Annotated in this window: 17 protein-coding genes and 1 tRNA gene; 12 read left to right on the top strand and 6 right to left on the bottom strand. The window is 53.3% G+C overall.

The window, feature by feature from the left end; translation table 11 throughout:
- Nucleotides 1-539: trigger factor (locus ACTF5M_RS06975; protein WP_438960316.1), on the bottom strand; the 539-nt coding region annotated here is incomplete at its 3' end.
- A 107-nt stretch (nucleotides 540-646) separates the two neighbouring features.
- Nucleotides 647-731 (bottom strand) — tRNA-Leu (locus ACTF5M_RS06980).
- Between the two features lie 175 nt (nucleotides 732-906).
- Here ACTF5M_RS06980 and ACTF5M_RS06985 point away from each other — a divergent pair.
- The 6 genes from ACTF5M_RS06985 to ACTF5M_RS07010 all read left to right on the top strand — a co-directional run bounded on the left by ACTF5M_RS06985 (nucleotide 907) and on the right by ACTF5M_RS07010 (nucleotide 5,224).
- The gene (locus ACTF5M_RS06985) at nucleotides 907-1,071 is read left to right on the top strand and encodes a Hint domain-containing protein (RefSeq protein WP_438960317.1); all 165 of its coding nucleotides are present in this window, start codon (nucleotides 907-909) and stop codon (nucleotides 1,069-1,071) included.
- 76 nt (nucleotides 1,072-1,147) lie between these two features.
- On the top strand, nucleotides 1,148-1,399 hold the full coding sequence (locus tag ACTF5M_RS06990) for a Hint domain-containing protein (RefSeq protein ID WP_438960318.1): 252 nt from the start codon (nucleotides 1,148-1,150) through the stop codon (nucleotides 1,397-1,399).
- Between the two features lie 175 nt (nucleotides 1,400-1,574).
- Nucleotides 1,575-1,913, top strand: a complete 339-nt coding sequence (locus tag ACTF5M_RS06995; RefSeq protein ID WP_438960319.1) for a P-II family nitrogen regulator — start codon at nucleotides 1,575-1,577, stop codon at nucleotides 1,911-1,913.
- Between the two features lie 40 nt (nucleotides 1,914-1,953).
- Nucleotides 1,954-3,363, top strand: a complete 1,410-nt coding sequence (glnA, locus tag ACTF5M_RS07000; protein ID WP_438960320.1) for a type I glutamate--ammonia ligase — start codon at nucleotides 1,954-1,956, stop codon at nucleotides 3,361-3,363.
- A gap of 245 nt (nucleotides 3,364-3,608) precedes the next feature.
- Nucleotides 3,609-3,809, top strand: a complete 201-nt coding sequence (locus tag ACTF5M_RS07005) for a hypothetical protein (RefSeq protein ID WP_438960321.1) — start codon at nucleotides 3,609-3,611, stop codon at nucleotides 3,807-3,809.
- A 194-nt stretch (nucleotides 3,810-4,003) separates the two neighbouring features.
- Complete coding sequence (locus ACTF5M_RS07010) at nucleotides 4,004-5,224, top strand: bifunctional alpha/beta hydrolase/OsmC family protein (RefSeq protein ID WP_438960322.1); 1,221 nt, start codon at nucleotides 4,004-4,006, stop codon at nucleotides 5,222-5,224.
- Between the two features lie 119 nt (nucleotides 5,225-5,343).
- On the opposite strand, the gene ACTF5M_RS07015 is transcribed toward ACTF5M_RS07010, so the two are convergent.
- Nucleotides 5,344-5,943 carry a biotin transporter BioY gene (locus ACTF5M_RS07015; RefSeq protein WP_438960323.1) on the bottom strand — a complete coding sequence of 200 codons (600 nt, stop codon included), beginning with the start codon at nucleotides 5,941-5,943 and terminating at the stop codon, nucleotides 5,344-5,346.
- Between the two features lie 89 nt (nucleotides 5,944-6,032).
- Nucleotides 6,033-6,500: a DUF6314 family protein gene (locus tag ACTF5M_RS07020; protein ID WP_438960324.1), complete on the bottom strand. Its 468-nt coding sequence runs from the start codon at nucleotides 6,498-6,500 to the stop codon at nucleotides 6,033-6,035.
- Between the two features lie 150 nt (nucleotides 6,501-6,650).
- Here ACTF5M_RS07020 and purB point away from each other — a divergent pair, with 150 nt between their 5' ends.
- The 5 genes from purB (at nucleotide 6,651) to ACTF5M_RS07045 (ending at nucleotide 10,796) form a co-directional block, all read left to right on the top strand.
- Entirely contained in the window at nucleotides 6,651-7,952 is a 1,302-nt protein-coding gene (purB, locus tag ACTF5M_RS07025) for an adenylosuccinate lyase (RefSeq protein WP_438960325.1), read from the top strand.
- 94 nt (nucleotides 7,953-8,046) lie between these two features.
- Complete coding sequence (locus ACTF5M_RS07030; protein WP_438960326.1) at nucleotides 8,047-8,259, top strand: hypothetical protein; 213 nt, start codon at nucleotides 8,047-8,049, stop codon at nucleotides 8,257-8,259.
- A 27-nt stretch (nucleotides 8,260-8,286) separates the two neighbouring features.
- A complete protein-coding gene (locus ACTF5M_RS07035) occupies nucleotides 8,287-8,580 on the top strand; it encodes a tetratricopeptide repeat protein (RefSeq protein WP_438960327.1) in 294 nt (97 codons plus the stop codon).
- Nucleotides 8,581-8,664: 84 nt separating this feature from the next.
- Complete coding sequence (locus ACTF5M_RS07040; RefSeq protein ID WP_438960328.1) at nucleotides 8,665-9,699, top strand: FliG C-terminal domain-containing protein; 1,035 nt, start codon at nucleotides 8,665-8,667, stop codon at nucleotides 9,697-9,699.
- Between the two features lie 209 nt (nucleotides 9,700-9,908).
- Nucleotides 9,909-10,796, top strand: coding sequence for a lysophospholipid acyltransferase family protein (locus ACTF5M_RS07045; RefSeq protein ID WP_438960329.1), 888 nt, complete (start codon nucleotides 9,909-9,911; stop codon nucleotides 10,794-10,796).
- On the opposite strand, the gene ACTF5M_RS07050 is transcribed toward ACTF5M_RS07045, so the two are convergent.
- Nucleotides 10,797-11,498, bottom strand: coding sequence for a DUF1223 domain-containing protein (locus ACTF5M_RS07050; protein ID WP_438960330.1), 702 nt, complete (start codon nucleotides 11,496-11,498; stop codon nucleotides 10,797-10,799).
- 222 nt (nucleotides 11,499-11,720) lie between these two features.
- Here ACTF5M_RS07050 and acnA point away from each other — a divergent pair, with 222 nt between their 5' ends.
- Nucleotides 11,721-14,408, top strand: a complete 2,688-nt coding sequence (gene acnA, locus ACTF5M_RS07055) for an aconitate hydratase AcnA (RefSeq protein WP_438960331.1) — start codon at nucleotides 11,721-11,723, stop codon at nucleotides 14,406-14,408.
- A gap of 106 nt (nucleotides 14,409-14,514) precedes the next feature.
- On the opposite strand, the gene ACTF5M_RS07060 is transcribed toward acnA, so the two are convergent.
- Nucleotides 14,515-15,039 carry a DsbE family thiol:disulfide interchange protein gene (locus ACTF5M_RS07060; RefSeq protein ID WP_438960332.1) on the bottom strand — a complete coding sequence of 175 codons (525 nt, stop codon included), beginning with the start codon at nucleotides 15,037-15,039 and terminating at the stop codon, nucleotides 14,515-14,517.
- Between the last annotated feature and the right edge of the window lie 6 nt (nucleotides 15,040-15,045).

The following is a 15,045-nucleotide window of genomic DNA, read 5'->3' on the forward strand; positions in this document are numbered from 1 at the left end:
GCTTCGCCGTCAACTTTGCCCAAGAAATCCATGACGACTTGATCGCCATCTTTCGCCTTGGTGCCTTTTTTGCGGTCTTTGAAGTTTTGCGCAGTCTCGGCCAATGAAGCCAGCGCCTCGTCGATCGCCGCGTCGTCAGCTTTGACAACCAGTTTCTCAAGCTCGATGTCTGAGAAATCAACGTCAGGGATTGCAGGCAGAGCTTCGTAGCTCATGTCTACGGCAACATCGTCGCCCTCTTTCCAGTTTTCGTTTGTCATTTTGACTTCTGGTTGCATCGCGGGGCGATCACCAGTTTCTTCAAAATGCGTCGCCATTGCGCCATCGATGGCTTCTTGCATGGCTTCGCCCATCACGCGTGGGCCGTATTGCTTTTTGAGCAACGCCATGGGGACTTTGCCCTTACGGAAGCCCTTCATTTCGATTTCTGGCTGCGCTTCGACCAGTTTCTCGTTAACCTTGGCGTCCAATTCCGCGGCAGGTACCACGATGGAATAAGCGCGTTTCAGACCTTCGTTCAATGTCTCAGTGACCTGCATAGGGATCGTCCTTTTATCGGCGTAATACGTAATTCAGCGGCCCTTCTATGAGGGTCGGCCAAAAGGTGCAAGCGCCTTTCAAAATATGCCCAAATCTATTGTGTAAATGGTACGGGTGAAGGGACTTGAACCCCCACGCCTCGCGGCGCCAGAACCTAAATCTGGTGCGTCTACCAATTCCGCCACACCCGCACTGCGCAAGCACTTAGCAAAGCTCTGCGCGGGATGCGAGAGGGTTTTTGCGCAACAGGCGAAAAAATCTGCATAAAATGGATCAGCTCCCAGAACTCTTACCAAGACAGCACGTTCATGTTTTGTTAAGTTAAAGAATTGAGACAGTAGCAGGACTTGCGTAATGGAGCCGAAAATGGCCGGACGCACTGCAGAGCAGGTTAATAGAAACACAAGAACTGACCACTCTAACGGTGCGCGCGAATTACATACGTCGGGCTTTGTAGCCGGCACGTTAATTATGACAGCGGAAGGCGAGCTTCCCGTTGAATACCTGAACCCAGGCGATCGTATTGTATAGCGCAACCGCGGTTTGGTCAGGCTTCAGGGCATTCATCAGAGTTCTGATATCTTAGAGCCTGTACACATGTCTGCTCATGCGCTCGGCTCATCTGTCTTTACCCACCGATCAACCTGTTTTGCTGCGCAACTGGCTGGCGAAGGCGCTGCGAGGGACACATCAAGCGGCTATTAATGCTGAAAAACTCGTCAACGGCGAGACGATTGTCCGCAGCACCAAGCGGCGTATAACGTTTTTACACCTACTGTTTGACGCCCCACAGATCATTTACGCGAACGGGCTTGAAGTGATTGTCGAGCGCGAACGTGTGGCTTCGTTAACCAAGTAATCTTGCGCCCAGTAAGGTTCAGTTTATTTGTTGCGCCTATTTTCGGCGCATTGCTTAATTTTTAGGCAGAAAGTCTAAATTAGCCAGTCACAGCCAGTCTGTGTCGTCTGATATATTGTCCCCCACCCACAGACGTGATTTGCCCGTAGCAGCACAATTCAGGAGGCTCTGCGCGGTGAAAAAACTCGAAGCAATCATTAAGCCGTTCAAATTGGACGAAGTTAAAGAAGCGCTCCAAGATATTGGTGTGCAAGGCCTTTCCGTAATTGAAGTCAAAGGTTTTGGCCGTCAAAAAGGGCACACGGAACTGTATCGTGGCGCTGAATATGTCGTTGATTTTCTGCCTAAAGTAAAAATTGAAGTCGTATTGACCGATGATCTACTTGATCCGGCGATTGACGCGATCATCAACGCGGCCAAAACGGACAAAATCGGCGATGGTAAGATTTTCGTATCTGACGTAAGCCAAGCCATCCGCATTCGTACCGGTGAAACCGGCGACGACGCTATCTAACCCATTCTTTACCAACACTATTTCCAAGGGAGCCATGGTAATGACAACCAACGCTGACATCGTAAAGATGATCAAGGACGAAGACATCGAGTATGTCGACATCCGTTTTACAGACCCACGCGGCAAGCTGCAGCACGTAACTGTAATCAATGACGAAGTTGACGAAGACTTCCTTGATGGCGGCTTCATGTTCGACGGTTCATCCATCGCGGGCTGGAAATCGATCGAAGAGTCAGACATGAAGCTGATCCCCGATGCCAACTCTGCATACATTGACCCGTTCTATGCCGAAAAAACACTCTGCATTCACTGCTCAGTCGTTGAGCCTGACACAGGCGAGCCCTACTCACGCGACCCACGTGGCACAGCGGAAAAAGCAGAAGCCTACTTGATCTCGTCAGGCATCGGCGACCAGTCGTTCTTTGGCCCAGAAGCGGAATTTTTCCTGTTCGACGACGTGCGTTTCTCTGTTGAGATGAACAAAGTGTCTTACCAAATCGACGCACAAGACGCGTCATGGAACACAGACACCGAGTACGAAATGGGCAATATGGGTCACCGTCCCGGCGTTAAAGGCGGTTACTTCCCTGTTAACCCAATTGACGATGCACAAGACATTCGCGGTGAAATGCTGTCGACCATGAAGCGCATGGGCATGAAAGTGGACAAGCACCACCACGAAGTGGCGTCATGCCAGCACGAGCTTGGCCTGGTCTTCGGCTCGCTCACCAAACAAGCCGATGAGTTGCAGAAATACAAATACGTGATCCACAACGTAGCACACGCATACGGTAAATCCGCAACCTTTATGCCAAAGCCAATCGCAGGTGATAACGGCACAGGCATGCACGTAAACATGTCGATCTGGAAAGATGGTAAGCCATTGTTTGCAGGCGACAAATACGCCGATCTCAGCCAAGAAGCGCTATATTTCATTGGCGGCATCTTGAAGCATGCAAAAGCACTGAACGCGTTCACAAACCCATCTACAAACAGCTACAAGCGTTTGATCCCGGGCTTTGAAGCACCTGTCCTTCGCGCATATTCTGCTCGTAACCGCTCAGGCTGCGTACGTATTCCATGGGCCGAAAGCCCCAAAGCAAAACGCGTCGAAGCACGTTTCCCTGATCCCGCAGCCAACCCATACTTGTGCTTTGCAGCCCTGTTAATGGCTGGCCTTGACGGCATCAAAAACAAAATCGACCCAGGTGCGGCGTCTGACAAAGACCTTTACGATCTGCCACCAGAAGAGCTCGCGGAAATTCCAACAGTCTGCGGCAGCTTGCGCGAAGCGCTTGACGCTCTGGAAGCAGATCACGAGTTCCTCTTGGCCGGTCACGTGTTCACAAAAGACCAAATTGATGGCTACGTTGCTCTCAAAATGGAAGAACTGGTGGCGTATGAGCACACACCACACCCTGTTGAGTTCAAAATGTACTACAGCTGCTAATCGCTACTTTAGATAACAGAACTAAGGGCGCTCCGCATCAAGGCGCCCTTTTTTCGTGGGCGGTTTTCAGGCTTATGGGCCACAGCCCACGACCTGAATACGTGACATAACTGTCTCACCAGCGCCCATTAACTATCCCAAATGACACTTTTTCGACTTCGGAAACAAAACATTTCCACAATTTTAACCTTATTGTTCCCAAATCGGCGTCTAAACAAAGATCATCCAATAAAAGGATTGCACAGATGTCGATATCACAGACCACGTCCCCAAATACCGCGCACGGCCAAATCAGCCCCAAGCGCATTGAACGCAAAACACTGTCGATCCGCAAACGCGGAAGAGGCGGATGGTCGACGATTGCAATCCAATTACGCGCCGCACGCCCTGCCCGCGCAACTTTGGAAGAACGCCTGCGCCGCGGTCTAATCTGCTGCTCGGCCTAACGCCACATCTCATCTCCTCCGCCCGACCAACTGCCGCGTCCGGATCACCTCTGGCACGGCTTTTTTGTCGAAACCGTTCATAAAGCCACAGGCAAAACGTAACGTCCGTCACCTTCCCGTGACGCTGATGAAGCATAACTTGCGATTGCACTGCCCAACTTGCACATATGAGGCACACCAAAACGGGGCGCACCATGCCGAGCGAGACAATCGAATTCAAAAATAGCGCTAGCCTGAGCCTGTCCGCGCGTCTTGATCTGCCCGCAGGAGACCCCATTGCAACGACGCTTCTGGCCCACTGTTTTACCTGCACCAAAGACCTGCCTGCCGCACGGCGCATCGCGGCCCGACTATCGGCCATGGGGTTTGCTGTTATGCGCTTTGATTTTACCGGCCTTGGGCAGTCCGAAGGGCGCTTTGCCCAAACAGATTTCACCTCAAACGTAGATGATCTGGTCGCTGCGAGCGCCTATCTGACCGAGCGGAATTTGACGCCTTCCCTGTTGATCGGGCACTCCCTTGGAGGAGCCGCAGTATTGAAGGCCGCCGCGCAGTTACCCCAAATTAAGGGCGTTGTGACCCTAGGTGCGCCTTTTGACCCTGCGCATGTGACCCATCATTTCGCGGGCGCCATTCCCGACATTATCGCTAAAGGTTCCGCCGAAGTGACCCTTGGCGGGCGGCCCTTTACGATTGGCAAACAGTTTGTTGAGGACGTACAAGGCATTAAAATTGAGGCCGCAGTACGAAACCTTAATGCCGCCCTTTTGATCATGCATTCGCCCGTTGATGAAACCGTGGGTATTGAAAACGCCAGTCGGATTTTTGTCGCCGCGCGGCATCCAAAGTCATTCGTGACACTCGACAAAGCCGACCACCTGTTGCGCAGCCCCGCCGATGCAGAATATGCCGCTGGTGTGATCGCTGCGTGGGCGGAGCGGTATATCGATGTTACCCGTCCCGCACCGCCCATTGGCGTGCCCGAAGGTGTTACCCGTGTGTCAGAGGCCGACCCCAAAGGGTTTTTGCAAGACATCAGATCAGGTGAAAAACATCACGTGCTTGCGGATGAACCTCAGGCTTACGGTGGCACAAATCAAGGAATGTCCCCTTACGGGTTTCTCGCAGCGGGTCTGGGTGCGTGCACGTCAATGACAATTCGGATGTACGCGCGGCGCAAAGGCTGGCCCCTTGAACATGTCTCCGTCGACGTCACCCACGACAAAATGCACGCCCAAGACAGCGATCCTGCGACAAATGTCCGTATCGATAATTTCCGCCGCGCGATACATTTGTCAGGCCCTTTAACGCCTGAACAAACCACACGTTTGATGGAAATTGCGGACAAATGTCCGGTCCACAAAACCCTTGAGCAATCCAGCAAGATTGAGACCGTGCTTGCCTCGGGCGCGTAAGTGGCCATCGACCCGTAAACGGACGCCGGTCTCATTACGGCTCCTAAGCTTCCGCTCATGAAAAAAGGCGCCCACCTAATTGGTGAGCGCCTAAATAACATTAAATATGTTTCGCAGGATTAACCGCGGGCTTTGCCGATTGCTTTCCACGCCATTGGCACGATCATCGCCGCAATCGCCAATTTCAGCAGATCGCCGTAGATGAACGGTGTCAGGCCCCATTCAAGGATCGGTTTGTCCCAGCCGTAAAGTGTACCGAGCCACAGCAGGCCTGGGATGTAGATAAGCGCGTTGCCGATTAGCATCGCTGCGGCCATTTTGGCAGCACTACGATCCCAGCCCATGCGCGCCAACACACCCAATGCCAACGTCGCAAGCACGTAGCCAACCAGATAGCCACCTGTGCCGCCCATCATGTATTCAATGCCGGATACGCCCGCCGCGGATGATGCAAACACGTCAAAACCTGCAGCACCCAAGATCATGTAACCGATGATTGTAACCAGTCCCAAACGCGGGCCATAGGCTGCGCCAACGGTCAGAACAGCCAATGTACCAAGGGTCATTGGCACGGGGATCATGGGGATCTTCACTTTTGCAGCGATCGCCAACGCGGCAATACCTACCACTACCAGCATGATTTGCTTGAGGCGCAAAAGCGCGCCTTCGGATGCGCCAAACGCTTCGGTTAGGACTTTGTCGTTCATGGTCAACGCCATATCGGAGATCTCCAATCTTGTTCTCGTTACCGCCTGTTTAATCGCGCACACGGCCCAATCGCAAGAGAATAAGCACCCCGACCACAGTGTTAGCGACAGTACTGGCTTGTCATCACGTAGTCTTTGCGCGGCCCGCGCACGTGCCAGACCGCTGCCCAAACCGGCCACTGGGTGAAATCATACGACACATCATACTGATCCGGATCACACCAATGTGCCGCATCGCCCCCGCCCAAGGGGACCAGGTGAAACGCCCGCCCATCTGCAAAGCGTACAGGCACATGGTCCGCCCCCGAGCCATCATCAGGTGTGTCCCAAAAATATCTACGGGTTCCTGTAATCTTGGAACCCAGCTCTGCTGCACCCGAGACATCTGTCCGCGGCATTTCAAATTGCAGCGCACCGCTTTCATCATAGACAAGACCTGACTGAACGCGGACGAATGTCCCCGTCCCGTTAAACCGCGCAACTGTGCCATCTGCATGGATAACTTTACGCGTAAGTTGCCAAACACCCTCAAAATCGGACAACTGTCTCACTGCTGGATCTTCGCTCATTCCACCACCCGTCTTGTCCATGTGCATGTCGAATACGGCGGCATCATCATCTGTGTCCCGTACCCTGCCCTTGTTCCCATCTGTCCAAGGGTTTAAGAGGCCGCCAAGCCCTTTGCCAACCCCAACTCTCTTCAAAAAAGGCCTCGCCCTATGATCCCTCGCTATTCCCGCCCTGAAATGGTCTCTATCTGGTCGCCGCAAACCAAGTTCAAAATCTGGTACGAGATCGAGGCACACGCGTGCGATGCGATGGCTGATCTTGGTGTGATCCCGCGCGAAAACGCTGACGCTGTGTGGAAGGCAAAAGATGTAGAGTTCGATGTGGACCGCATTGATGAGATCGAGGCTGTCACCAAACACGACGTCATCGCGTTTCTGACCCACTTGGCAGAGCACGTCGGCAGCGATGAGGCCCGCTTTGTTCACCAAGGCATGACATCATCAGATGTGTTGGACACCACATTCAACGTACAACTTACCCGTGCAGCTGATCTGCTGATTGCCGATCTTGAAGCATTGCTAGCCGCGCTGAAGCGCCGCGCGATTGAGCACAAAGACACCATCCGCGTTGGCCGCAGCCACGGCATCCACGCCGAGCCCACCACCATGGGTCTGACGCTTGCGCGTTTTTACGCAGAGATGGACCGCAACCTGACGCGCCTGCGCACCGCACGGGACGAGATCGCGACTGGCGCCATCAGCGGCGCCGTCGGTACTTTTGCCAACATCGACCCGCGCGTAGAAGAGCATGTCTGCGCAAAGCTTGGTCTCACACCTGAGCCGATCAGCACCCAAGTTATCCCCCGTGACCGTCATGCAGCATTCTTTGCAACTTTGGGTGTCATCGCCTCGAGTGTTGAGAATATCGCCACAGAAGTGCGCCACATGCAGCGCACAGAGGTTCTGGAAGCAGCGGAATATTTCAGCGCAGGCCAAAAAGGCTCTTCTGCGATGCCGCACAAGAAAAACCCTGTTTTGACAGAAAACCTGACGGGCCTTGCGCGGATTGTGCGTATGGCTGTTGTTCCGGCGATGGAAAACGTTGCCCTTTGGCATGAGCGCGACATCAGCCACTCCAGCGTTGAGCGCACGATTGGCCCAGACACAACTGTCACGCTTGATTTTGCGCTGGCGCGCCTGACGTCCGTTATCGACAAACTACTGATCTACCCCGACAACATGTTGGCCAATATGAACAAATTCAGCGGCCTTGTGATGTCACAGCGCGTGCTGCTTGCCCTGACCCAAGCGGGTGTGTCGCGCGAAGACGCCTATGTCTACGTTCAGCGCAATGCGATGAAAGTGTGGGAAGACGGCAAAGATTTCAAAACCGAATTGCTGGGCGACAGCGATGTTGTTGCCGCTTTGGGGGTCAAAAGCATCGAAGAAAAATTCGACCTAGGCTATCATACCAAACACGTTGATACCATTTTCAAACGCGTTTTCGGCTAAGCTTAATCACAGATGCGTGGCCTGCCCGCTTTGGGACTTGGGCACGCATCGCGACGCTCTATCCTCTAAGGGCAACCAGTTACGAGGATCAATGATGCGCACCACACTTATCGCGACCCTTGCTTTGGCACCAACTGCCCTTTTTGCGGCAGGCTCCAGCAGCCCAACACCGCCTACAGCCACCAAAACCACGACCGAATGTGAGACCGGAATGGTCTACGATGCGGACAAACAGAGCTGTGTCGAGATCAAGGAAAGTTCCCTTGGCAACGACGCAATTTTTGAAGCCGCGCACGAGTTGGCCTAGGCGGGCCGCCATCACGATGCACAACAAATGCTTAATTTGATGCAAATGCCCAATGACGACCGCGTGTTAACATATCTGGGCTTTACCCACCGCAAAATGGGTGACGCCAGTACCGGCCTTGCCTATTATCAAAAGGCGTTGACCGTGAACCCAAACAATCTTTTAGCGCGCTCATACATGGGTCAGGGCTATGTTGAGAGTGGCAACATCGAGCTGGCTTCAGCACAGCTGACCGAAATCCGCACCCGTGGCGGTCGCGGCACATGGGCAGAGATTTCCCTACGCATGGCGCTGCAAAACGGCCAAGGCTACAGCTATTAAAAACGCTTAAAATGCAATCCTTTAGGGGGTTGTTCATATCCGCTGCGTTAGATGCCCCTAATTAATCGTCACAAGGGGTGTCGTGTGATTCCGTCCTTTCCAGAATTGCCCGCAGCGGGTTCTGACACGGCTGGCTTGAGCAAGCGTGAAAAAGCAGCTGTGATTGTGCGCGCGCTTTTGGGCGGTGGCGGTGAGTTGTCTTTGAGTACACTCGCGATTGAGCAACAGACCGGCTTGATGGATCAAATGCGGCAGATGAGCCCCCTTGACCGCGCCACAGTTGAAGCCGTGATTGATGAATTTGTGGCTGAGTTGGAAAGTACGGCCCTCACTTTCCCCAAAGATATTGGCGGCACCCTTGATTTGATGGGGAAATCTCTTGATCCAAGCCTTGCGGGACAGCTCCGCAAGGAGGCGGGTCTCGCCCCGCAATCGAACCCGTGGGAAACCATCGCAGGCCTGCCCGTCGAACAGCTGGTTGATCTGTTAGCGGGGGAGAGCATCGAAGTTTGCGCGGTCGTTTTGTCAAAACTTCAGGTTGCAAAGGCCGCTAAAATCCTTGGTGCTCTGCCCGGCGAACGCGCGCGCCGCATTACCTACGCTATTTCTGTGACAACGGGCGTTACAACACAAGCAATGGAATTAATTGGTATTTCCATCGTTGACCAACTGGGTACACAGCCGGTTCAAGCGTTTAATGACAGCCCTGTTGAGCGCGTCGGCGCAATCTTGAACTTTGCCCGCGCCCAGACACGTGATGATGTGCTAGTGGGCCTTGATGAAACGGACGCAAAATTTGCCGAAGATGTGCGCAAATCCATCTTCACATTCGCAAATATTCCAGAACGGATTGACCCCCGAGATGTGCCCAAAATCACCAAAGACGTGGCGCCCGAACAGTTTTTGACCGCCCTATCCGCGGCGCTGTCGACAGGCATGGAAGCGCCGGCCAATTTCATCTTGGACAACATGTCCAAGCGGATGGCCGAAAGTATGCTCGACGAGATCAAAGATGGCGGACCGGTGTCTCAAGTCGATGGCGAAGATGCCATGAGCGCTGTTGCAGCCACGATCCGCGAGATGGAAGCCGCTGGCACGTTGCTGCTGGTTGCCGAGTAAACTGCCAGACGCGCGACATCCACGCCCTGTCACTCGCACATATCTTACCAACATTGCGTTAGGGCGTTCTGGCAGTTACAACATTGAAACGGTGTGCCATTCGTGGCCTTAGGCACCAAAGAAACGACTGAAAGCAAAGCCTAATACGCATGCCCCGCTCCGTTGGATCCCAAACATCTGCGACAGAATCAGAAACACGGTTTAGCCCTATGCTTGACCGCGTAACAGTCCAACGCTGGCTGACCGATCTTGTTTTACGCACGCTAATCTGGCTCACAAAGCGTCTGCCTTACAAATCCCGTGTGCGAGTGATGGGCCAGATCGTATCCGGTGGTATTGCCCGCGTGGCTGGGTATCGCAAGCGCGCAGAGCGAAACCTTGCGTTGGTGTTTCCGCAGATGCCAAAGCCAGAAATTCGCAAACTGGCCAAAGCAGCTTGTGACAACGCTGGCCGCACTGTGATTGAGAACTATTCACTCAATGATCTGGCGAAGGTTGTGCGCAAAGGCACGATTACCGGCGACGGGATGACCGCCCTACGCGCCGCTCTTGATGTTGGTCGTCCCGTAATTTTTGCGACTGGTCATTTCGGCAATTACGAAGCACTTCGGATCCTTTTGAAAGACCAAGGGATCACGATCGGCGCTCTTTACCGACCGATGAAAAACCCTTTCTTCAACGCTCACTACGTAGAAGCCATGCAAAGCGTAAGCGGTCCCATGTTTGCTCAAGGGCGCAGTGGGACACGGGGGTTTGTCAAACATCTACGCGCGGGCGGTCCATTGGTCTTGCTCTATGACATTTACTCAGGCAGCTCGCCAGAAATTCCGTTTATGGGGCAACCAACGCGCACCGCCCAAAGCATTGGCGAGCTGGCGTTAAAGTTTGACGCGCTGGTACTGCCGTATTTCTGCATCCGCAACGCGGATGGCATCACGTTTCAAACCGAGTTAGAGGCGCCCGTAGAGGGTGACAGCCCCGAGGCGATTATGATTGAGTTGAACCGCCGACTAGAGCAAAAAGTCTACGCCCACCCCGAACAGTGGTTTTGGATACACCGACGTTGGAAGAATATTCTTGGCGTGTCGGCTGACTGACTAACGGAGCCGCGCAGCACCCAATATTGCACCGTGCGTTGCCGCTTGAATGATCGCCACAACGGGTCCGCCTTCGGCGCTATCAATACTCAGCGACAGCGGCGCACGGCCATTCCATTTGCCGACCATTTGCCAATCATGAACGACGTTGGCGTATTCCAAAGTCTTGCCGCGGTTTTCTCCGCGCTCAATCGCCACAGTCTGCAACGGTGTATAGCGACCCAGTTGAACAACCATTTGGCGTGGCTCATCAGTTTGCGCCGTTACCTCAAGCTGATCACCAGACCGGGTCAGCCTGACGTCAACTTTTGCCTGTAAACTGCGGTGTTCTTGGACAAAATCAGCCAATTGCATCGGTTTATAGCCAACCACATGATCAACCCCGCCAACGATCATCTGCGGCGTATAGATTGACCGCGATCCGGCCACGCGAGCGTAGCCTTTTTGTCGCTTGGTAAATGCCGGATTTGCAAACTTGTCTTTCCAGCCGATGTAATCCCAATAATCAACGTGCAACGCCAACGCGATGACATCATCGCTAGCGGCTAATTCATGAAGCAACGCATCTGCAGGAGGGCAACTTGAACACCCTTGCGATGTGAACAATTCAACCACAATCGGATGATCGTCCGCCGTACTTGGACCCACGCTGCCAAATGCGCCAACTGCTGCCATACCCGCTGCAAATATAAACTGCTTCATGTGGTTTCCTCAGGTTTATCCCCTTCCTAACGCACGCACGACCTATGCGCCAATCAAGGTTTTGCGAGCCATATGACAACCAAACGCGTGGTTGCGCCGTATTTCGGTGTGCAATTGTATACAAAATATACCAAAACGTCGATTAGCCGTTGATTTTATGAACCGAACGGCGCTAAACCGCACCTAAACTTGATCAACCGTAGCCCTTTGGAAGGATGCCAAATGACCATTACAGTCGGACATGACAGCGCAAAAACCCGCAAAACGCTTACAGTTGGTGCACAAAGCATCGACTATTACTCGATTCCCGCAGCGACTGCTGCTGGCTTGGGTGATTTCGCGAAATTGCCAGCGGCCCTGAAGGTCGTTTTGGAAAATATGCTGCGCTTTGAAGATGGCAAAACGGTTAGCGTTGACGATATCAAAGCATTCGCGGAATGGGGTGCTAAAGGTGGCAAAAACCCACGCGAGATCGCCTACCGCCCTGCCCGTGTTTTGATGCAGGATTTCACAGGCGTTCCGGCCGTTGTTGACCTTGCAGCGATGCGCGACGGCATCGTGGCGCTTGGTGGTAACCCTGACAAAATCAACCCGCTGAACCCTGTTGATCTGGTCATCGACCACTCTGTGATGATCGACGAATTCGGCAACCCACGCGCGTTCCAGATGAACGTGGACCGTGAGTATGAGCGCAACATGGAGCGCTATACCTTTCTGAAATGGGGCCAAAAAGCGTTTGATAACTTCCGCGTTGTGCCCCCCGGCACCGGTATCTGCCACCAGGTAAACCTTGAGTATCTTGCGCAAACTGTCTGGACTGACAAAGATCAGAACGGCGTTGAGGTTGCATACCCTGACACGCTTGTTGGTACAGACAGCCACACCACAATGGTTAACGGCGCAGCTGTTCTTGGGTGGGGCGTTGGCGGTATTGAAGCCGAAGCCGCAATGCTTGGTCAGCCTATTTCCATGTTGATCCCCGAAGTTATCGGGTTTGAGCTGACTGGTGCCATGATGGAAGGTACCACAGGTACTGACTTGGTCCTGAAGGTCGTTGAAATGCTGCGCGCTAAAGGCGTTGTTGGCAAATTCGTCGAATTCTACGGCGCTGGTCTTGATAAACTGCCGCTGGCGGACCGCGCGACAATCGCCAACATGGCGCCAGAATATGGAGCGACATGTGGCTTCTTCCCAATCGACAGCGAAACACTGCGCTACCTGCGCAACACAGGCCGCGACGAAGATCGCGTGGCCCTCGTTGAGGCATATGCCAAAGAAAACGGTTTCTGGCGAGGTGATGATTACGCACCTGTTTACACAGACACCTTGCACCTTGATATGGGCACAATTGTTCCGGCAATTTCCGGTCCAAAGCGCCCACAAGACTACGTTGCATTGACTGGTGCGAAAGCCGCGTTTGCCAAAGAGATGGAAGAGACCTTCAAGCGCCCAATGGGCAAACAGGTTCCCGTCGCTGGCGAAGATTACACAATGGAATCAGGTAAAGTTGTGATTGCCTCAATCACCTCATGCACCAACACGTCCAACCCCTACGTCATGATCGGCGCGGGCCTTGTGGCGCGCAAAGCTGCGGCACTTGGCCTTGACCGTAAACCATGGGTGAAGACATCCCTGGCACCAGGAAGCCAAGTAGTTTCGGCGTATCTCGAAGCGGCAGATCTCCAAGATGATCTGGATAAAATTGGCTTCAACTTGGTGGGCTACGGTTGCACAACATGTATTGGCAACTCAGGTCCGCTCCAAAAAGAGCTGTCAGAAGCCATCGCCGAAGGTGATTTGGTCGCGACATCAGTGTTGTCTGGCAACCGCAACTTTGAAGGCCGGATTTCACCAGACGTGCGCGCGAACTACCTCGCGTCACCTCCCCTTGTTGTGGCCTATGCTCTTGCGGGCACAATGGACATCAACCTTGCAACGGATCCGATCACACAGACGCCAGACGGCAAAGATGTGTATCTGAAAGACATCTGGCCAACCAGCCAAGAGGTCGCCGAACTGGTTGAGCAAACTGTGACCCGTGAAGCGTTCCTGTCGAAATACGCTGATGTCTTCAAAGGAGATGACAAGTGGCAAGCCGTTGAAACAACTAACGAAAAAACATACGACTGGCCTGCTGCGTCAACATATGTGCAAAACCCGCCTTATTTCCAAGGCATCACAATGGCGACCAAGAAGATCGAAAACATCGAAGGCGCCAAGGTTTTGGCCGTCCTTGGTGACATGATCACAACTGACCACATCAGCCCTGCTGGTTCGTTCAAAGACACCACACCTGCTGGTCAATATCTAGTCGAGCGTCAGGTCCCCGTCCGTGAGTTCAACTCATACGGGTCGCGCCGCGGTAACCACGAAGTCATGATGCGCGGCACATTTGCCAACATTCGCATCAAGAACGAAATGCTCGACGGTGTTGAGGGTGGCTATACCAAAGGCCCGAACGGCGACGAGACATCAATCTTTGACGCGGCGATGGCCTACCAGGAAGCTGGCACACCGCTGGTCATCTTTGGTGGCGAGCAGTACGGCGCGGGCTCGTCCCGTGACTGGGCGGCTAAAGGCACGGCCCTTTTGGGTGTTAAAGCTGTGATCGCTGAAAGCTTTGAGCGTATCCACCGCTCAAACTTGGTTGGCATGGGCGTTATCCCGTTTGAATTCACAGGCGGTGACAGCCGTAAATCACTTGGTTTGACTGGTGAAGAAACTGTAGCGATCAACGGTCTCGACACAATCGAGCCGCTACAAGAAGTGCCCGCGACCATCATAATGGCCGATGGATCACAAAAGCACATCATGCTGAAGTGCCGTATCGATACCAACATCGAAATCGAATACATCGAAAACGGAGGCGTGCTTCACTACGTTCTGCGCAACCTTGCCAAAGCTGCGTAAGTTAACGCCATAGTAATTAAAAACGCCCCGCTGTTTATTCGGCGGGGCGTTTTTGTTTGAACCGTCGAATGGATATTTAGAAACAAAAGAAGGCGCCAGCTACGCGCTATTTGTTCTGTGCGGCTTCAATCTCGGGCAAGATGGTGCTTTCCAAAATGCTTTGCGTAATTGGGCCTGCAAAGCGGAATGTGACCTGCCCTTTTGCATCGACAACGAACGTCTCGGGAATACCGTAAACGCCCCATTCAATCGCAGTGGCACGGCCAGTTAAGTCCTGACCAACGGCGCGGTACGGATCACCAAGCTCATTTAAAAATCCAATAGCATTGCCGTTACCAGCATCTTTATAGTTCACGCCATAAATGGGAATGTCATTTCCAGCGAGCGCCATCAGTTGGTCATGCTCTGCACGACACGGCGCGCACCAGCTGGCCCAAAAGTTAACAAGTTTAACACCTGCTTTATCAAGCGCATCTTTTGGTATTTCCGGTTTACTTGACAGTTGGCTCACAACAATCGGAGGTGCCTCACGACCGATCAGCGCGGACGGCAGCGCATCCGGGTCGTCACGGAAAAGTCCTGCCGCTACAAGCCCCGCAAACCCCACAAAAATCAAGGGTGGTATGATCATCAGCGG

The sequence above is a fragment of the Nereida sp. genome (assembly GCF_965655635.1).
Lineage (GTDB): Bacteria > Pseudomonadota > Alphaproteobacteria > Rhodobacterales > Rhodobacteraceae > Nereida.